21 protein-coding genes are annotated in these 19,639 nt (G+C 38.3%); 16 read left to right on the top strand and 5 right to left on the bottom strand.

Annotation, left to right across the window (positions count from 1 at the left end):
- Nucleotides 1-8: 8 nt before the first annotated feature.
- Nucleotides 9-506: a hypothetical protein gene (locus R2Q94_RS12655; RefSeq protein ID WP_316821830.1), complete on the bottom strand. Its 498-nt coding sequence runs from the start codon at nt 504-506 to the stop codon at nt 9-11.
- Between the two features lie 200 nt (nt 507-706).
- On the opposite strand from R2Q94_RS12655, the gene R2Q94_RS12650 reads away from it, so the two are divergent.
- From R2Q94_RS12650 to R2Q94_RS12605, 10 genes are all read left to right on the top strand, one after another.
- Nucleotides 707-1,288, top strand: a complete 582-nt coding sequence (locus R2Q94_RS12650) for a hypothetical protein (protein ID WP_316821829.1) — start codon at nt 707-709, stop codon at nt 1,286-1,288.
- Between the two features lie 272 nt (nt 1,289-1,560).
- Nucleotides 1,561-1,875: a hypothetical protein gene (locus R2Q94_RS12645; protein ID WP_316821828.1), complete on the top strand. Its 315-nt coding sequence runs from the start codon at nt 1,561-1,563 to the stop codon at nt 1,873-1,875.
- 373 nt (nt 1,876-2,248) lie between these two features.
- Complete coding sequence (locus R2Q94_RS12640; RefSeq protein ID WP_316821827.1) at nt 2,249-2,815, top strand: Crp/Fnr family transcriptional regulator; 567 nt, start codon at nt 2,249-2,251, stop codon at nt 2,813-2,815.
- 65 nt (nt 2,816-2,880) lie between these two features.
- Nucleotides 2,881-3,459 (top strand): NAD(P)H-dependent oxidoreductase, encoded by a 579-nt coding sequence (locus tag R2Q94_RS12635; protein WP_316821826.1) that lies wholly within the window; start codon nt 2,881-2,883, stop codon nt 3,457-3,459.
- Between the two features lie 188 nt (nt 3,460-3,647).
- Entirely contained in the window at nt 3,648-3,959 is a 312-nt protein-coding gene (locus tag R2Q94_RS12630) for a hypothetical protein (RefSeq protein WP_316821825.1), read from the top strand.
- A 128-nt stretch (nt 3,960-4,087) separates the two neighbouring features.
- Nucleotides 4,088-4,534, top strand: a complete 447-nt coding sequence (locus R2Q94_RS12625) for a hypothetical protein (protein ID WP_316821824.1) — start codon at nt 4,088-4,090, stop codon at nt 4,532-4,534.
- 126 nt (nt 4,535-4,660) lie between these two features.
- Entirely contained in the window at nt 4,661-5,461 is an 801-nt protein-coding gene (locus tag R2Q94_RS12620) for a metallophosphoesterase (protein WP_316821823.1), read from the top strand.
- Nucleotides 5,442-6,050: a hypothetical protein gene (locus R2Q94_RS12615; protein ID WP_316821822.1), complete on the top strand. Its 609-nt coding sequence runs from the start codon at nt 5,442-5,444 to the stop codon at nt 6,048-6,050. The genes R2Q94_RS12620 and R2Q94_RS12615 overlap by 20 nt, the downstream gene beginning before the upstream one ends.
- Before the next feature lie 175 nt (nt 6,051-6,225).
- Nucleotides 6,226-6,807: a DUF4136 domain-containing protein gene (locus R2Q94_RS12610; protein ID WP_316821821.1), complete on the top strand. Its 582-nt coding sequence runs from the start codon at nt 6,226-6,228 to the stop codon at nt 6,805-6,807.
- Nucleotides 6,808-6,935: 128 nt separating this feature from the next.
- A complete protein-coding gene (locus R2Q94_RS12605) occupies nt 6,936-9,554 on the top strand; it encodes a PAS domain-containing protein (protein ID WP_316821820.1) in 2,619 nt (872 codons plus the stop codon).
- A gap of 15 nt (nt 9,555-9,569) precedes the next feature.
- Here R2Q94_RS12605 and R2Q94_RS12600 read toward each other — a convergent pair whose 3' ends face one another.
- Complete coding sequence (locus tag R2Q94_RS12600) at nt 9,570-10,145, bottom strand: TerD family protein (protein ID WP_316821819.1); 576 nt, start codon at nt 10,143-10,145, stop codon at nt 9,570-9,572.
- A gap of 110 nt (nt 10,146-10,255) precedes the next feature.
- Here R2Q94_RS12600 and R2Q94_RS12595 point away from each other — a divergent pair, with 110 nt between their 5' ends.
- Nucleotides 10,256-11,497 carry an MFS transporter gene (locus R2Q94_RS12595; protein ID WP_316821818.1) on the top strand — a complete coding sequence of 414 codons (1,242 nt, stop codon included), beginning with the start codon at nt 10,256-10,258 and terminating at the stop codon, nt 11,495-11,497.
- On the opposite strand, the gene R2Q94_RS12590 is transcribed toward R2Q94_RS12595, so the two are convergent.
- The gene (locus R2Q94_RS12590) at nt 11,469-11,801 is read right to left on the bottom strand and encodes a cupin domain-containing protein (protein WP_316821817.1); all 333 of its coding nucleotides are present in this window, start codon (nt 11,799-11,801) and stop codon (nt 11,469-11,471) included. The genes R2Q94_RS12595 and R2Q94_RS12590 overlap by 29 nt on opposite strands.
- A gap of 550 nt (nt 11,802-12,351) precedes the next feature.
- Between R2Q94_RS12590 and R2Q94_RS12585 the strand changes: the two genes are divergently transcribed.
- On the top strand, nt 12,352-13,098 hold the full coding sequence (locus R2Q94_RS12585; protein ID WP_316821816.1) for a LytTR family DNA-binding domain-containing protein: 747 nt from the start codon (nt 12,352-12,354) through the stop codon (nt 13,096-13,098).
- Between the two features lie 21 nt (nt 13,099-13,119).
- On the opposite strand, the gene R2Q94_RS12580 is transcribed toward R2Q94_RS12585, so the two are convergent.
- Nucleotides 13,120-13,275, bottom strand: coding sequence for a hypothetical protein (locus R2Q94_RS12580; RefSeq protein WP_316821815.1), 156 nt, complete (start codon nt 13,273-13,275; stop codon nt 13,120-13,122).
- Between the two features lie 82 nt (nt 13,276-13,357).
- Between R2Q94_RS12580 and R2Q94_RS12575 the strand changes: the two genes are divergently transcribed.
- The gene (locus R2Q94_RS12575) at nt 13,358-14,446 is read left to right on the top strand and encodes a sensor histidine kinase (RefSeq protein ID WP_316821814.1); all 1,089 of its coding nucleotides are present in this window, start codon (nt 13,358-13,360) and stop codon (nt 14,444-14,446) included.
- Between the two features lie 11 nt (nt 14,447-14,457).
- On the opposite strand, the gene R2Q94_RS12570 is transcribed toward R2Q94_RS12575, so the two are convergent.
- Nucleotides 14,458-17,256, bottom strand: a complete 2,799-nt coding sequence (locus tag R2Q94_RS12570) for a thiopeptide-type bacteriocin biosynthesis protein (protein ID WP_316821813.1) — start codon at nt 17,254-17,256, stop codon at nt 14,458-14,460.
- Between the two features lie 321 nt (nt 17,257-17,577).
- Here R2Q94_RS12570 and R2Q94_RS12565 point away from each other — a divergent pair, with 321 nt between their 5' ends.
- From R2Q94_RS12565 to R2Q94_RS12555, 3 genes are all read left to right on the top strand, one after another.
- Entirely contained in the window at nt 17,578-18,390 is an 813-nt protein-coding gene (locus R2Q94_RS12565) for a murein L,D-transpeptidase catalytic domain family protein (RefSeq protein WP_316821812.1), read from the top strand.
- Between the two features lie 98 nt (nt 18,391-18,488).
- Nucleotides 18,489-19,073: a Crp/Fnr family transcriptional regulator gene (locus R2Q94_RS12560; protein WP_316821811.1), complete on the top strand. Its 585-nt coding sequence runs from the start codon at nt 18,489-18,491 to the stop codon at nt 19,071-19,073.
- Between the two features lie 65 nt (nt 19,074-19,138).
- On the top strand, nt 19,139-19,585 hold the full coding sequence (locus R2Q94_RS12555) for a carboxymuconolactone decarboxylase family protein (protein ID WP_316821810.1): 447 nt from the start codon (nt 19,139-19,141) through the stop codon (nt 19,583-19,585).
- The last annotated feature ends 54 nt before the right edge of the window (nt 19,586-19,639 follow it).

Below are 19,639 nucleotides of genomic sequence, written 5' to 3'. Positions count from 1 at the left end.
ATAAAGAACTAATATCTAAATGAAGTCCAGTGAATGAGTTTACCTGCAAAATCCTGTTTAAAATAAGCATATAGATCCTCTGTGTTTTGAAATCCATCATTAACTGCAAACTGATGTCCTTCAGGTTCCGAAAGGAGGCGGTCATCAATTCGGATCTGGATACCTCCTCTTCCATTCTGATCCATTCTAATTTTCTGAATAGACTGACAGGTTAATGGGGCTGCGAATTGAAATTCTTCGGCTCCGTCTTTATCAATAACCATGACGATCTCCATACCAGGATGCCATAAATCTTCAGTATCTTTACGGATGGTGTGTATTTTAGGCTCGAGGAATTCTGTATACTGATCACCATCCCAACTTCGGCCGAATTTTTCTAAATGACGTTGCAGATATCGATAGTATTCCTTTTCCATGTGTACAGAGACATTTGTTAAGCCTTTCCAGATCTTTTCAATAAAGTAATTAGGCTGATCATTTATAACCGTTCCAAAGGATAATTTCATTAAAATAACATTAATTTCTATCAGCAAAGGTACTAAGATATTTCGCGAAGCGCTTTATAGCAGGGATGAATCGGCCAAACAAATAAAATTTAATCCGGGAATAATACTGGGGCTATAACATTAAAACCCTAAGTGATAATGAGTTTACAAAAACCAAAATTGATATAAGTTGTTACCCTAATACATTTAAACCGTATATCATGAAAAAATTATGCTTGACACTTGGCTTAAGTATCGGGATGCTTTATGGAGCATCTGCACAGATACAAAAAGGAAATGTAATGATGGGTGCCAACATTTCCGATCTTAAATTTGGGATAGACAAGCCCAATCTTTTTAGTTTAAACATCAATCCAAAAGCGGCCTGGTTTATTCAGGATGGTTTGGCACTGGGTGGTGATGTTAATTTCGGTTTAGCCACGGCAAAAGGCGCAGGAACCAGCATTTCCTATGGCATTGGTGCATTGGGAAGGTTTTATGGAATGACCGGCGCAAATGAAGTGGTTAAAAACTCCCGGTTCTTTGGCGAGGCTACTGTAGGTGTAAATGGAATTAACCCTGCGGGATCTGGTGGATCAACAAATGGCCTTGGCTTTAGCTTTGGTCCGGGTTTCACTTATTTCGTTACTAATTCAATCGGATTGGAGGGGCTTCTAAAATACAATGGGATTGTAGGTTTTGGTAGTAGTGCCTATAGCCATACCCTGAGCTTAGGAGTAGGTTTCCAAATTTATCTTCCAGGAAGAGGTACCGCTAAAAAAGTAGTAAGAGATATGAATTAACAATTACTATTCCTTAAGATTTCAAGTTAACAGGCCTGTTTTTTTAGAAAAGCAGGCCTGTTTATTTATAATGAAAACAAGAAAATTTCTTTAGGTATTTCCAAATTGATGCACTCTCCTACAAACTGTGGAATTACGCTACAATAAAAACAGAAGACAATCCAGTCAACACCCTGTAAAACAGCGATATGCCAAAAAACTATAATTACGGCATTATTATTAAACCTATGCTAAACGTAATTAATTAGAATATTAACTGAAAAACAAGAAATATGAAAAAGATCATTTTATCAGCCGCATTTTTAGCTTTCGCAGGATTAACAACAGCAAACGCAACAGAAGTAAAAGAACCTTTAGCAATAACAGTTAAACAAGACAGCACCACTAAAGTTCCAGTTGAACTGGCAGACTTACCTGAGCCTGTTAAAGCCACCTTGCAAACAGAACCTGTAAAGCAATGGACTCCAACAGCAGCATTTCTGGTGACAAATGCAGATAAAACCAGTTATTACCATATAGAAATTAAAAAAGGTGATGAAACCGCTGCAGTAAAATTAGATAAAGACGGTAAACCTGTTAAACAATAATTGAAGCACTATATTTCCGAAAAAAGTTTCATAATGAAGCCCCCCATAAAGTTTAAGGACTTAATGGGGGGCTTTTAGCATTACAGCCGATACATTCCAGGGCTATTGTAAGGGTATAATAAGGGGTTGCTATGTTGTTGGTATATAGTTGCTATGTAGTTGCTATATTCAGGAATATACCAACTACATAGCAAGAATATCTCAAATACATGGCAACTACATACCAACCCCTTATTATACCCTTATTATTCAGGTAATATATAGTGATTATGTTAGAAACATATCTTATGGATTTTAAGGCCATTCCTTCATCAGTCTGATAAAATCATATCTTTGAAAAACACCCTCAAAGAACAAATAAAGGACTAGCCAGATGATTCGTGATTTTTTAACTTCTTTCCAACTTTTCAATTCATCAGAAATAGATGAAGTTATAGCGTTAATGAGGCCTAAAACTTTAGAGAAAGGATCTTATTTTATTCAGGAGGGTAAAACGTGTAAAGAAGTAGCTTTCCTAAATAAGGGCATTTTACGTACCTTTTATCGTACGGAAATCGGGATAGAAACCACTTATTGCATTACCTTCCCGGGTACATTAATGACTGCCTACTCCTCTTTTATTACTGGTGTACCAAGTATAGAAAACATACAGGCCTTGGTTCCTGTCGATTTACTGGTGATTCAAAAAAAAGACCTGGATCATTTATCCAATACCAATCCCAATTGGACTAAGTTCCTAAAAATCATCGCCGAGCAACAATACCTGGAATTAGAAAAACGAGTTTTTCAATTTCAGCAGGTAAAAGCAAAAGTTCGGTATCTTGATCTATTGGAAAACCAATCGGTTTACGTTCAGCAGATTCCATTACAATATCTTGCCTCCTATTTAGGAATTACCTCCAGACACCTCAGCCGGCTTAGAAAAGAAATTTCTTTTTAGACATTTGTCCTGTCCCTGCTTCCTCCGCTCTGCTAATTTTGTGCTGTACCATAAAATTGTAGAAAATGACCAGAATACTTATCATAAACGGACATCCCAATAGGGACAGTTTTAATCATGCACTGGCGGAAGCTTACTCCTCCGGGGCAGTCGAAAGGGGGGCATTGATTAGTCAGATCAACATTTCAGATCTTCAGTTTAATCCGAATCTCGCTTATGGGTATACGCAAAGAATAGATTTAGAACCTGATCTTTTAAAAAGTTTAGAAAAAATCAAAGCGGCAGACCACCTGGTGTGGATTCATCCAGTTTGGTGGGGAGGATTGCCTGCGCTGATGAAAGGATTTATCGACCGTCTATTTCTTCCTGGTATTGCTTTTCAATATCGGGAGAATTCCATTTTCTGGGATAGACTTTTAAAAGGTAAAACGGCCAGAATCATTAGCACCATGGATCAACCCTCCTGGTTTTACCGCCTTGTTTATGGAAATCCCAGCATTAGACAATTGAAAAAAAGCACTTTAGAATTTTGTGGTGTATCACCTGTAAAAGTAAGTACCATTGGAATCGTCAAAACCTCAACTGCTGCGCAACGTGAAAAATGGCTAAACAAGATTTATATTTTAGGACAGCAACATAAATAATTAACATTATTCAGTGATAAAGCGCTTCTTTATACCACAAAGTGTGGAGCATCTCTACAGTTAAATTTCGAAGAATAAAAATAAACACCTGAAAATCATGGTTTTACAAAAAGTATTTTCTTATGGCATCATTATGAAGCATAGACTAATCAGAATTAACAAGAATATTTAACAGTAAAACATAAGATATGAAAAAGATCATTTTATCAGCAGCATTTTTAGCTTTCGCAGGAATTTCAGCAGTAAACGCATCAGAAGTAAAAAACACAACGACTATTACAGTACAGCAAGATAGCACTACAAAAGTACCTGTGGAATTGAAAGACCTTCCTGATGCCGTTAAAACTACTTTACAATCAGATCCTGTTAAAGCATGGACACCAACAGCAGCATTCCTGGTGACTAATGCTGACAAAACACAATATTACCACATAGAAGTTAAGAAAGACGCAGAAACTGCAGCAATCAAAATCGGTGCTGATGGTAAAATAATTCAGTAATCCCTATGCAATAGTACAATGTATGTTTAAAAAGGGCTGGAGCAATCCGGCCCCTTTTCGTTAATTTAAAAACCAGATTACTATTCAAAACGACAGGATATAAAATGTAGCTTTGTCTTAAAATCATTATGGCTGCAGCACTTCAACAATTAAGGACAGGATTGTATTTGTTTTTTGGAACACCCTCGGCCCATGAAGGCCAGAACACCATGGTGACTGGATTTAGTGCTACTGCAATCCATATCAGCAAGGATGAAGCAGATTCGAAAGTCTCCGTTGAAGAATACCACATCCACTCACTGCTTGCCAAAACCTCTGATCATATGCTCGGGGAAAAATCAATTGAAGCCCATAAACTATATACCTGGCCAGCAAATTTAGGGGATCCTAAAGCCTGGGCTTACAGCAAACAATCCTTCTTTGAACAACATTTAATGAATCAGGCCATCGAAATTCTAAACGTAGGTGCAGCAGCGCAAATTACCTGGAAATTCATCCCCCTTGCCAAATTTAAATCCACAGCTATAGAAGCACAGGCAGTTACGATTCTTTCTGATATTTTCCCGGAAATATAACCATCCTAAGTTTGACAGAAATGTTAAATTAATGCCATTTAATGGTTATAGGAATGCCACAAGGCAATAATAGATGTTTAAACTCTTTTTTTTAAGCTTAGGTTTGCGGAAATATTAAAAATTCCCATGAACAAATTTATACTATTGGGGCTTGTTTTTACAGCCGGATTGTTTGGCTGTAATCGCTTTGAGTATAGCCCAAATCAGACTTTCGACAGAAACTCCCCCCAGGATATCAATGCCAGCAGCTTAAAACGCCTCGGCGAAGGTAAAACCGATGATACTGTACGCTTTATTTTAACCGGAGATACCCAAAGATCCAGAGATGAGACTGTAGCTTTTGTCAAAAAAGCAAATCAAATGGAAGGAATTGACTTTATCCTTATTGCAGGCGACTTCACCGAATTTGGTGTATTGAAGGAAATGGAATGGATTGCCAGAAGTCTATCAAAATTAAATGTTCCTTATATGGGCGTGATTGGAAATCATGACCTGACCTCTCGCGGAAAGGAAGTTTTTGAGCGCATGTTTGGAGCTTTAAACTATACATTCAACTATGGGGGTACAAAATTTATTTGTCATGACACCAACAGCAGGGAATATAAATTTAACGGCCAGGTTCCTAACATTCCATGGTTGACCAAAGAACTTCAGGCGGAAGCAGGCCTGAGTAATTATATTGCGATTTCTCATGTCCCTACGCTATCCCCGGATTTTGACCAGAAGTTAGTCAAAGCCTATACCGGTGCTTTTGCTCAAACTCCGGGTTTCCTGGCTTCATTACATGCCCATACCCATTCTTTTGAAAGCTATTTCCCTGACCATTCAGGAATTCCATATGTCATTACCAGTGCTATGGGCAATCAAGAGTTTTTATTAGTTGAAATCATTAATCATAAATTTAGTTTTGAACGTATATCATTTTAAGCGCGCCTCCATCCTGGTGTTATTCCTCAGTGTTTTTTCTGGAAAAGCATTTGCCCAGAAGCTAAATTTTCTTGTCCCCGATAATGCAATTGTCCAATTTGCAGGAAGCATCGGCTATTTTAGTGTAGGTGCTGGTTATGACCTTTTTAAGAATAAAAAAGGAATTCTGGATTTTAATTATGGATATGTCCCTGCCAGCAAAGGTGGCGAACTCCATGTATTTACCACAAAATTCGCTTATAAAGTGTATGAGCTGAAACTGAAAGACTGGGGTAAATTCTATCCCTTTAATCCTGGTTTCTTTATCAGCTATACCTCACATCCCAAATTGTCTATGCGTTTCAATGAAAACCTTTTCCCGGACAATTACTACTATTGGTCTGAAGCCTTTAGGCCACACATTTCCATTGGAAATGAACTAGAGATTAATACAAAAAAGATCTGGAAAGATTCTGGATTAAAAGCCATCAGCCTTTATTCTGAAATTAACACCAACGATTATTACCTGGTTAATTATATCCAAAATACATCTGCCCTAACACTCGCAGATATATTCCAGCTTGGAATCGGATTACGTGTTAAGTTTTAATTGCTGAAAACGATAAATTTTAGATGTTATTATATTTTTTTTCAAATTGACTAAACATTTTTGAGCTTTTATTGTAATACTATTATTAGGTTAAAAAATCGGTTTTGTATCTATTACAACTGATTTTTACCTTTTAAAGAAACATAAAAATTACCCCATTCTAAAAACGTTTACCATGAAAAAACAACTATTATTACTACTCGTAGCGGCAGGAATGCTGTCGGCTTGTTCACCCTACAACTACTATGCAGTTGGCAGCAAGCCTGTTGGAACCGACTTTAAAACCTACGCCTGGTTACCCCCAGAAGACGGACAAACCAATAATATTTATAACAATGACATTGTAACCGATAAAATTGTAGAAACCACGGAAACCGAGCTGACTAAAAAAGGTTTAACGCTTGACAATAGAAATCCAGACCTATTGATCCGTTATTCGGCTATTGTGAATAAAAGCATGAAAATCTATGATGAGCCCATTTATTACAATCAGCCACCGATGCTTAGTCCGAGAGTGGCTTATTATAAAGGCAAGGCCAGATTCTTCTATGTGTATGATAATCCCTTCCCCGTATATGTTGGAAGTAGGGAAAGAAAAATGCCAATTAAAGAAGGTAATGTGATGATCGATATCATTGAACGCAGTAGCTCAAAAGTAATATGGAGAGGCTGGGCTGAAGGCGAATTAACAGATCCACAAAAAGCCATTAACGAAATCCCTAAAGTAGTACAAAACATCTTTAAACAATTGCCATAACTGGTCTGCATTTAAAAACAAAAAAGAGCCTCCTCTGGAGGCTTTTTGTTTTTTCTCAAAATAATGGTTTGGATTTTAAAATTTTGTCTATATTATCCTTTACCTACATCTAAAAACACGTTTAACTAATGAGAAACATTCTGAGAATCCTTATTTTGGGAGATCCAGCTAATGATAGTAATTTAATAACCAGCATCTTAGATCAGTCAGAACTCAACTTTCAACAATTAACCATAACTGAGCTAAATGATTTTAAGCTTACATTAAAGAATTTTGCTCCTGATATAGTCCTCGCATTCTGTGCGCGTACAAATTCCATTGGCCATCAGGCATTAAGTATAGTCAAGGAAGCTGAGGATCAGCCAGCTTTCATTTGTATTGTCAAACCTGAATTTGAAAATGAGGCCCTTAAACTATTAGAGTCCGGAGCAGCTGATTACCTGGTGGAGGATCGGCTCATGAGATTACCAAATGCTATTTTAAAGGCTATAAAAGAACGTCGTTCAGCTACAAACTCAAAAGGCCTTACCTTACTTCAGGAAATTCCTACCGCAATTGCGGTTCTCGAGGGCAAGCATCACATCTTTACGTTTATCAATACTTTTTTTCAACAAAATATCGGGAATAAAGCCGCGATAAACAAAACTTTAAAAGAGACTTATGAAGGTACTAAATTCGCCTTTCTACATGAAAAAGCAGAGGAGGTTTATGAAACAGGAAAAACTGCTATTATCAAAGAAGTAAGCACCGACTCATCAGAAGATGCCTATTTCAACTTTACCATACAGGCTTTGCGAGATCCTGCCGGACAAATTTCCGGCTTAGTCCTTCTGGGATCTGATGTTACAGAACAGGTACAATACCGAAAAGAAAAGGACCTGGTGAGTCATGAAATTGAAAAACTACTGGATGCCGTAAATGAAGGGTTTTACCTTAAAGACGTTCAAAATAATAAATACCTGAAATTGTCGGCAGGTTGTTCCCGGATATACGGTTATAATTTAGATGAATTTCATCAAAATCCCAATCTATGGTATGATGTTATCCTTCCTGAAGACCGTTATATTGCTGATCGGGATGGAGAAATCCTCGAGAAAGGTGAAAAAATAAAAAGCCAGTACCGTATTATATGTCAGGACAAAAGTATCCGATGGATTGAAATCAAAGCAGTGCCTCATCTGATCAATGGACAGCTTCATACCGTAGAAGGTGTGATCAGCGACATCACGCAATGGAAAGAAACCGAAGATCAGATCAAACAGGCCAAAGCCGTCCTTTCGGAAGCACAAAAAATGGCCCAGATTGGCAATTGGAATTTTGACCTCATTAAGCAAGAACTGACCTGGTCTGACGGCCTAAAAGAAATTTACTGGGCAGATGAATCTCTTGTCCCTGCAAATGAACATTTTGATCAGCTCATCCACCCGGATGATAAACTACGAGTAGAACATGAAGTAGATAAATTGATCCGGTTAGGAAAAAACATGAAAACCAGCTTTCGTATTAAAAATAAAGCTGGAGAAGTTAAAATATTACAGGGAGAAAATAGAATTGAAATCAATAAGGAAGGCATCACAACCCGACTTTATGGTACTTTGCAAGACGTAACTTCCATAAAAGTTGCAGAAGATACTTTAAAAAAATCAGAAGCCAATCTACGTACTTTATTAAACCATACAGATGCCGCTTACATTTTGGTTGATCCGCAATTCAAAATTATTTCTTATAGCCAGCTGGCAAAAGAAATTGCGGAATTCCGAGGGCATTTTAAAGAACTGGAGGGAAATAGTATACTGGACTATTTTGCCAAAAATAAAAGAGCCAGACTTCAACGGATTGTTGAGGATGTGATCAAAGGACAAAATATGTCTTATGAAACCAATGTCATCGAAAAAGACGGCTCAGAAAAATGGTACGCTTTAAAATGGATTGGTGTGAACGACAATGAGCATCAATATAGAGGATTCATTTTGTCCATCAAAGACATCACTGAGCAAAAGAATATTGCAAAAGCACAGAATGAAACTACTTCAGAGCTGATTCGCCGGAATAAGGACCTGGAGCAATTCACCTATGTGGTTTCACACAATTTACGCGCTCCGGTTGCCAACATTATGGGTTTAAGCGACCTGTTAACTGAGGTGGAATCAGACCCGGTTGCTGTTTCCGACTTATTGCAAGGGCTCCGTACCTCTATTAAAAACCTGGATACCGTGATTAAAGATCTTAATTATGTATTGACGGTTAAAAAAGATGCACCTGAACGGATGAAAGAACTGGTAGACATTCAAACACTCATTGGTGAAATTAAAGACAGCATCAATAACCTGGTGGTAAGTGAGCATATGACCTTTGAATATCAGCTCGAAGAGGAAAAAGTATATACCGTCCGTGGTTATCTATACAGCATTTTCTATAACCTGATCCTGAACAGTATAAAATACAGGCAGGAACAGCTTTCTCCAAGAATGATCATTAGAACTTACCTGACTGGAAAACATTTGAATATTGTTTTTGAAGACAATGGAAAAGGTATTGATCTTAAAAAACATGGCAGTCAGCTATTTGGACTTTATAAGAGATTTGATATTTCTGTAGATGGAAAAGGAATGGGTCTTTTTATGGTAAAAACCCAGGTAGAAGATCTTGGTGGCACGATACAGGTAAAAAGTGAACCAGGAAAAGGAAGTATATTTCACATCCTTCTCCCGATAAATGATCCACCTACCGCACTCAGCTTAAGGTAAATCAATCAGGGGATTTTACTTGATAATTTCCCCTGTATAATATTTTGCAAGAAAGAAGGCCAGGTCTTCTTTATATCCTCTCCCGGAGGCTTCAAATTTCCAGCTTCCATTTCTTTTATAAATCCTGCCAAATTCAATAGCTGTTTCAATAGAGAAATCTTCGTCTAATTCATATTTAGCTACTTCATCACCATTGGTGTCGTCTACAATACGGATATAAGAACTGCGCACCTGTCCAAAGTTCTGTCTTCTAAGTTGTGCATCATGTATCGTCACGACAAACAAGATTTCCTGAATCCGCTCATCTACTAAAGAGAGGTCTACTTTAACGATCTCATCATCACCAGTAGCACTGTTCCCTCCTGTAGGATCATCGCCAGTATGAAACAATGCACCATCAGGTGATTTTTCATTCCCATAAAACACAAAAAACTCCTCCGCAGGAATCATCCTGCTCCCATCCACCATAAATGCTGAGGCATCTAAATCAAAGTCATGTCCTGTCCCCTCATTAGGATCCCAACCTAGGCCCACACTAATTCTGCTGAGACCAATGTTAATTTTTTCGCCTTTACGTAAGTTAATTGCCATAATTTCTTTATTTGAACTTTTTAAAGTTAGTCGCTTTTACCAGAATGGCAATTCATTTTTAATATCTTGGCAGAAATATTACATCAGGCAGCTTACAGCAAAAATTTAACATGTCATTATTTCAAGATATTGCAGGGAACTACAAACGATCGTTCTCTGGATTGAGCCGGGAAACCTGGATTCTAAGCATTGTTATGCTCATTAATCGTAGTGGTTATATGGCGGTCCCATTTATGGGGCTATACGTTACACAATCTTTACACCATTCAGCTTCAGATGCAGGACTGATCATTACACTTTTTGGTGTAGGTTCGATTATGGGTTCTGCAGCGGGTGGTAAACTCACTGATGTTTTTGGCTTTAGACCTGTTCAGATCCTTTCCGCCATCATTGGTGGCAGCTTCTTCTTGTTTTTTGCCAGCATTACCCATTTTCATACGCTTTGTATTCTGGCGGTAGTCATCAGTTTCTTCGCGGAAGCTTTTCGTCCGGCAAACTTTGCTGCTATTGCGGCCTATGCCAAACCTGGACTGGAAACCCGATCCTATTCTTTAAACAGACTGGCCACAAATATAGGATGGGCCTTCGGGGTGAGTATGGGTGGATTAATTGCCTCATACGATTACAAATTATTATTTTATGTAGATGGTGCAGTGAGCATTTTTGCTGGTTTCAGCATTTTATGGTTCCTTCCAAAAATCAAAGGGTATAGAAAGGCAATTAAGGAAAAGGTAAAAGGCATTGTGGTGCGTAAACCCTGGGAAGATGTCTTATTTATCAAATTTCTACTGTTGAGCACCATTTTTATCATTTGCTTTTTCCTGATGTTCAGAGTAGTTCCAGTATTTTTTAAAGAATCCTGGAAAATTGACGAATTTATGATTGGCTTGATTTTAGGGCTCAACGGAGTGATTATTGCCCTTTTTGAAATGGTGATGATCCATAAAATTGAAGGAAAGAAGTCATCCGTATTTTTTATCACCATAGGCGTATTGCTGATTGCGGCTTCTTTTATGGTATTAATGTTGCCATTTGGTTCGCCCCTGGTACTGGGACTGCTGTGCATTGTTTTGTTCACATTTGGTGAAATGTTCGCCCTACCTTTTGTAAACACTTTTGTGATGAGCAGGGCAAATGAGTTTAACAGAGGGCAATATGCTGCTGGCTATATGCTGGTATGGTCAATTGCACAGGTAGTAGGCCCATCGGCAGGATTTTACATCGCTGAGCATCATGGATACACCGTACTTTGGTTCATCCTGACCTGCCTTTTACTCGCCTGTGCCTATTTGTATAAATACATGAAGGCAGTAGATAGTTCTGTTATAAAAAATCTTCCCGAGCTGGATTAAAAGCATCAATCAATATGCCTGCCGCAATACACACACATCCGTGAACTGTATGCGGTGGGACATAAAACCCATCCCCCTCCTGGATGATTCTTTTTTCTGTTCCAATGGTCATCTCAAAAATCCCACTGTCTACATAAGTTACTTGCGTATGGTGGTGCTCATGTAAGGTACCAATAGCACCTACTTCAAATTTGGCTTTCACTAGCATAATCTGGTCATTATGGCCAAATACCTGCCTTTGTATTCCATTCCCAAGGTCTTCCCATGGCATTTCTGCATTAATTTGAAACAATTCACTTTGCATATTCCACATTTAAACTCAAATATAGCAAAAGCCATAAATTTCATTGCAGAAAATTCCTGTTGCTGGGGATTTAAAAAGAGGGAGAATGAAGTATAGAAGAGTTGGGCATTGGACGCATTAGAAAGGGGAATGACCCCCTTTTTCTTATAATTTGAGCGCGTATAGATTTCTTGATTTAAAATCCCTGATGCACCTCCATGCACCAGGAATCTTGTTTTATAGGGGGGATGCTCTAAAAGTAGATAAGTGAATTTGATCTGCGAATTCTTTTACACCAAATAGGTGATCTACGTGGTGAATGAGTATAATTTTGTGGTCAATGAATTAATCACTGATCAGCAGTCTGCCGACCTTATGAATCAATCAATCCTGACATAAACCTTCACTCCTATGCTGAAAATATGGATTTATCCCCAAATTTGATTTACCTTTACAAATCCATAATAAATTTCATGAAACAAAAAAAAGTATTACGTCAATTGCAGTTTTTACGTTGTGAATATTTTTTGATTAGATTTATTAAAAGTATTTGAATTATAGGAGGAGATCAATGGATAAAAAATTAAACTGCGTCATTATTGACGACGAGAAGCATGCGGTAGAACTCCTGGCAGATTATATCGAAACCATGCCGAATTTGCATCTGCAAAAATATTTTACAGATCCATTACAAGCTTTAATGGAGATATCTGAGGATGACCATATTGACATTATCTTTATGGACATGGATATGCCTGGAATATCAGGTATAGATCTTTCTGTGGCCATTAGGGCAAAAACAAAATACCTGATCATTACTACAGGTCATTCCAAATACGCCTATGAAGCTTTCGGAGTGCAGGCCAATGAATATCTGTTAAAGCCCATCTCAATGAGTAAGTTTGCTCTAATGGTTAAGCGACTCCTTAGTCTGGAAAACACGGTTAAAGCATCCAGTCCTGCTGACGACTTTTTCTTCATCAAAACAGATCAGATCCAGAAATACACGAAGATCAATATTAAAGACATCATCACAATTGAAGGTCTGAACAATTATGTAAAAATCCATACATGTTCGGAGACCCATGTGGCTTATCTGACGATGAAAGAGCTTGAGTGTAAGCTACAGGACATTCACAATTTTGTACGCGTTCAACGCTCCTTTATTGTTGCTGTAAATTACATTCAGAAAGTAGAAGGGAATACAATTGTGATGAGTAATAAGATGGAAATTCCTTTGGGAACAACCTATAAAAAGCAATTCCTGATGTTCCTTGCTGAGAAAACGATGAAATCTAACCGAAGTATATCTGAATAGATTTCATCGTTATGCATAAAATTACCCCGCGATCATCGGGATTATAGAGCAGGTATGCGAGGTTGCTGTTCCATTTGTAGGATCAGTTACAGTTGGGATGTTTGTTTTACCTTTTTTTGATTTAAATACAAATAAAGTACTTTTTTTGAGGTCGAATGAGATGATTTCTTTTTTCATAACTGTGTTTTTTTATGAAAATTAGCGCAGTCCCAAACCTGTCTGAAAAGTATTACGTTAACGCTTTTTTTTTTTACACAAAATGAAAATTACTACATCGGATCTGATTAACTATTTACGTAACTACAAGATCCATTTCATTGGCTGGTCTATCTTTATTTTTTACGAGGTAGTAATCATGGGGCTTATAAGAAAACAATTTGCTCCTTTTGGAAATTACGCTTTCTTTTATTTTTTTAATATTACCCTGTTTTATTTTCATGCGCATTTCGTTATGCCTGCGGCCAGGATGAAGACCGTTCAGGCACTCTGGAGGCTACCTTTGTTTATTGTCATCGAGGTTTTCGTCTACATCACCATTACCTTAAATTTAACAAGTTTCCTTCATAGAAATGGCTATATGACTTTTCAAAGTCCACCCTACTTTGGCATTGATGCCTACATTGGCATGTCTTATCGCGTCATTTATTTTATTCTTTTTTCAAGTGCCTATTATTATATCCTGGGCTATTTTAAAGAAAGGAAACTCGTGGAGGAAAAGGAAAAAGAACGGTTACTGGTGATTATTGAAAATCAAAGAATATATGCCGATCTGATCAAATCCCAACACGCACACCTGAAAGCACAAATCAATCCGCATTTCTTATTTAACACCTTAAATTTCATTTATACAAGCACCAGGAAAACAACCCCAGAGGCAGCTGAAGCCATTCTTGCTTTATCGGAAATGATGAGGTTCTCGATTGAGGAAGTCAGCCATTCCAATACTCCTCTGATCGGAGAACTGGAGCAAGTGGAAAATCTCATTAAACTGCATAAGATCAAGTCACATCAGGAGCTTTACATCAGCCTGGACTATGATGAAGAAGTCGCCGAATTGGAAATCATCCCCCTTCTGGTGATGACGCTTGCTGAAAATATGTTTAAACATGGCGATTTGTTACAGGAAGCCTATCCTGCATATCTTGACCTAAAGTATAGAAAGGGATTGTTAAAGCTGGAAACCAAAAACCTGATTAATAAAAAACAAACGCATCCTAGTCACCATATTGGCCTGGATAACGTAAAGAAGCGTCTAAAAGCAACGTATGGAGAGCGGGCAGCTATCCATACGTCTAAACAAGAGGATCAATTTATGGTCTTACTGGAAATAGACCTCAATACCCAGTAAAAACTTAAACCTTATTCCTGCAATAGTTTTTGTTGTTCCATTTGTAATTGCTTATGAAGAAAGCTATAAATCAGCAATTCATGCGCCCTTTGGTACTGAGAAAACAAGCGGTTAATGTGCATATGAAACAAACTACGGAACAATGATTGCCGTTGTGTCTCCTCTGTTGCCCATAGCGTATCCAGGAAGGACTGCTGCAATTCTTTTAAGGATGAGGGCAGTTCTTCTTCTGGCAATTGAGCCTGGACTCTAAAATCGGCCCATTCCCGATTCACCATTTTAAAATCATTGCTTTTGAGTTGGTGCTCCTTCTCAAAGGCACGCTGTATCCCAAGGACAAATCCGAGCAATTTTTTCCCTTCCAATGAAAGCAGTTTTAATGCAGCTTTCATCAATTCTATACAGTTTCTATAAATAGCAAAATCATTCAATTCTTGCCCAATTACTTCCAGTGCATAATTACTGTCTTTTTTAAAATGCTGTTCCGTCAGCGGCATTTGTAATGCGCCATATCGAGCAATTTCCCTATGATAGGTATTCAGCTTTACATCTTTAATCAGTCCTTCCTGCAGGTCTGCTGCCAGCAGCTCCATTAACCTGCTCATATATACATATCCGCTTTGCTGATCTTTCAATTGAATCCTTAATCTAAGGTGTGGACTGGGGTCATTGTACCTGATAAAGAACCAGGTTTTGAAAGCCGCATCATGCGCATTGATGAACTCAGCAATTCGCTCTGACAATAGGAAATTGGTTGTGTCCGGGTGACAGTAGATTTCATAATATAACCAATCCTTTCCGGGCATTATCACTGACTCCAGGCCTTGAGATGGACTAGAAACACTGGGTGTATAACCGGAATAAATTTCCTCATGATGGGAAACACTCAACAAAACTTGCGTAAAGTATTTATTCATCAACTCGTCATTAAATACCTGACAGTCTGCACATATAACCTCAGTTAGAACGAAATCGTCATATTGATTTACATACTGTTTTAGGAAAGCAACATCACTGGTTTTGCTTTTATTAAAACATAAAGTCTGATCACCTTCTCCAATTGAAAAATAAGTACTCAGCCCCATATTCTCCAATACTACCGAGAGCGCTACCCCCTTCAAATCCTTCGCCCTAAGCCTCCACCTGGCCGGAGAAAGCACGATATTTTCATATTGAATTCTGGGATAATAATCTAATCCTGGAAGGAGTTCCTGAACATTAAATAAAAGCTGGGATTGAATTCCCTGATGTTGAAGATCACACAGAAAACGGTAAACCGGCAAATCTGATCGACTATAATTATAAGCCGAGGCAAGTCTCGGAATCATTCTTTTTCCATATTTTTTAGAGAAAAGAATGACCTCTTCCCCCTGAACGGTAACCAGAATATCATTCAACCCGATCAGATTTTCAGTACAGGAATAATTAAGAATCGGCAATTCATACGCATAAATCTGTTTTCTGCGATTGATGTTATCCACCCTTCCTTCTGCCATGTAGGCAACATCAAAAAAAATCACCTCAGGATTTGCAGCAGACTCTCCTGAAGCAGTCGCAATACAATGTTCGCCGAAGCTTTCATTGGCCAAGGAAAAACGCCCGGCAAGTGCATTCGCAGTACAACCACCCACACTATCCAATACCACAAGATCACCAGCAAACCTGGCCAGCACACTAAAACTATTTGCCGGTTTTAACGTTGCTACTTCATTAGCTGTAGTCATTAAATCCTTCAGTTGCAATACCTGATTCTTAACTCCAGCCCCTTTAAGCATCGCCCTCAGCAGACTGCTATTAAAATCCGTCCAGTGAGTTGCAGATAAACTCTTCTCAGGGGTATAGCCACTCAACTCTTCCGCCAAACCGGCATTTCCGCTGGATGCTATAAACTCCCCATAAGCGATCCCCGAATCCGGATCAAGGATATGCATCAAGGGCATCATGCTTCCTTCAAAACGCTGATTAAAGTGGGTAGCAAAATCCTTAATACCCTTATTTTCTTTATAATGACCCAATTTAAGCAAAGAATTGATACACGATGAAAGATGTCTAAGTGGAGCATCAGACAAATGACCGGAAATCAGTTTTCTTTCCGCAATCAGGTAATCTCCGGTACTTTCCTGATGAAGTTGATTGCTCCGTTCGAAATAATCCGGACCAATTAAATTTGCATTCAAATCAGTAAATAACAGTTGAAAATCCAGCATTACCTCCAAAATACCCTGCAATACTTCTTCAGTAATTGATTTTTCCTTTGCAAATTGAAGCAGCTTGGTGTATCTGACCTTTTCTGTGCAAAATACGAGTAAGTCATAAATGAACGTACTGTAAGCGATTGATGACAATTCAAAAGCTTTATTTTCCAAAGAAATGAAACGAATATGATCAGCCATCCTATAAAGGCTGGAATTTGATAAATAGATGCGATCTAAGGCAGTCAAATTAGCATGAGACAACTTAGGCCTCTCATAGCTTGACCAGTCCTTAAAACGATGGAAATACTGTTTTTTTGAGAAAACCAATTCAGCATTACCAGAACTCAGGCTGGCTACTGCAAAGCCTGCAAACTGACCAAAAGGTGTCCCGCGGTACTTAGAGCGGTTAAAGTATTTCCAAATGCTGAATTGCATCTTGGGTTCCAGATGGGAAATATCTTCAGCTTTAAAAGACTGAATTCGGTTATAAAAACTACTGGATGAATGAGCAATAGCTTCCTTCAGCTCCTCCCACACTTCAGGTAATTCATCTGTTAATGAAAAGGCTGGAATTCGCAACAACACTACAGGACTGATATTTAATTTAATATTCATTACAAAAGAATTAGTGCTTTTTTCATGGAATTTCCATTACATTTAGATATTAAACTAATCTTTTACACCAACTGGCGTCTGGCTTACACTAAGAACTGGAAAAACCGGGTTTAAACCTTTTGCCTCAGGAAAAGTCAATGAAGCAATAGAGAGATGCAGGCATCCCTCAACATGTAGCAATACCGTCATTTTAAAACAAAAAATTAAGATAAATTTAGTTAACCACCAACTAATCAATACATTTGTAAAAAAACAAAAGCTTATAGAAACACTTCAACTTAAATAACAGATTAATTATTCATAGCACTAAAACCCGATTCTATGATGAAATACCTTTTTGGTGGAGCAGGCCTGATTACAATTTCTTTAGCACTTACTACCCTGGTTAACCAGGAATCGCTAAGCACTCCAATGGCCCCGACTGCATCAGTTGTAAAATTAACGCCAGATAGTATTTACAACAGGCATGTAAATGAGTTGTATAAATCAGCACACCTTGCTGAAAGCGGATTAACAGAATCCGTATTCGAGAAAGCCGTTACAGGTTTCTATAACCTCAAAAAATCCGGACAACTTTCTGAACACAAAGACATTTTGACGATTGCAGATTTTGATCAAAGCAGCACTAAAAAAAGACTTTGGATCATTGATCTTGATCAAAAAAAACTATTACTCAACACCTGGGTGGCCCACGGACAGCGTAGTGGAACGGATAAAGCTACCCGCTTTTCCAATACAAATGATTCTTTTCAGAGCAGCATTGGTTTCTATTTAACTGCTGAAGTTTACAGAGGACAACATGGTAAATCACTCCGTCTTGACGGCATGGATGAAGGTTTTAATTCCAATGCGCGTAAACGTTCTATTGTAGTTCATGGAGCGGATTATGTGAGTCAGGGCACCATCAATGCACTGGGCAGATTGGGACGCAGTCAGGGATGCCCTGCAGTGGCTCCAGAATTGGCAAACCAGGTGATCAATTCTATTGAAGGTGGGACGGTTTTATTTATTAATGTAAGTGACCCATATTACACTTCCAGATACCTGAATACGCATGTTGCGGCAATGTATGCAACAAATGACATCAATACGGTGCCGCAAACAGAGTTAGCGGACACTTCTTTAAGCATCTAAGCTATAAAAGCATCATAAACGGCAGTTAAAGTCGCAGGGACCTGCCGTTTATTAGATCCTCAGGGAGATTCCTATCTTTGTATTCTTAACCCGGATCTATGCAGCAATCACTTCTTCAACACATCCGCCAATACATTCCCTTAAACAAGCTGGAAGAAAAAATAATTTCGGAAAGCATTAGCATACTGCAAGTCAAAAAGAAAACCATCATATTTGAACCAGGACAAAGCTGTAAAGGCAATTATTTTGTTGGGAAAGGCTGTCTAAGGCTGTTTTTCATAGATGATAAAGGAGTTGAACAAACCACCCAATTTGCAATTGAAAACTGGTGGATCAGCGACTATACCAGCCTTGCACTTAAAAAAAAATCTACTTTTTATTTACAGGCAATTGAAGATAGTACCATATTCCTTTTGGAAACCAGAACTGAGGAGCTACTGTTTGAACAAGTACCCTGTCTGGAACGATATTTCCGCGTCATGCTCCAACGTGCTTATGGCGCCAGTCAGCATTTAGCCAGATACAATCACAGCTTATCCAAGGAAGCACAATATCGTCATTTCGTCAAATCCTTTCCTGATTTTGCAGAGCGCATCCCCCAATATATGCTGGCTTCCTACCTTGGCTTTACACCTGAATTTTTAAGTAAGATCAGGGCAAAAAAAGTACGGACCATTTCTTAAACTAGTTCAAGTTTCTTGAGCTGGAGATTGTGTAAATTTGAATCAGAAATTAAAACCACAAAAATATGAAAGATCAAATCAATATGCAGGAAATTAATCCTAAAGCTTACAAAGCAATGTATGCCCTGGAAGGTTTTCTAGCCGAATGTTCCCTTAGCAAAACCCAAAAAGAGCTGATAAAAATCCGGGCGTCGCAGATCAATGGATGTGCTTTTTGTTTAGACATGCACATCAAAGACGCCCTAAAACATGGTGAAAGCCCTCAAAGAATACATACTTTAAGTGCCTGGAGAGAAACCTCCTTCTTTACTAAAGAAGAAATGGCTTTACTCGCATTTACAGAGGAAGTTACCCTAATCCCTTCCGGTGTTTCATCAGCAACTCATGAAGCGATGTTGGCCTTCTTTACAGAAATCCAGATCACCGAAATCATCATGGCAATTGTAACCATCAACGCCTGGAACAGGATTGCCATCAGCACCCATTTGCAACCTGTTTTGGATCCTCAATAAGCAACTAAAAAAAAGAGGCCCTTCCAAATGTTGCTAATTTGCAACATCCGGAAG

Source organism: Pedobacter gandavensis, assembly GCF_032678465.1.
Classification (GTDB): domain Bacteria; phylum Bacteroidota; class Bacteroidia; order Sphingobacteriales; family Sphingobacteriaceae; genus Pedobacter; species Pedobacter gandavensis_B.
The sequence above is the reverse complement of the archived record's forward strand: the minus strand, read 5'-3'. Positions and strand labels throughout refer to the sequence as shown.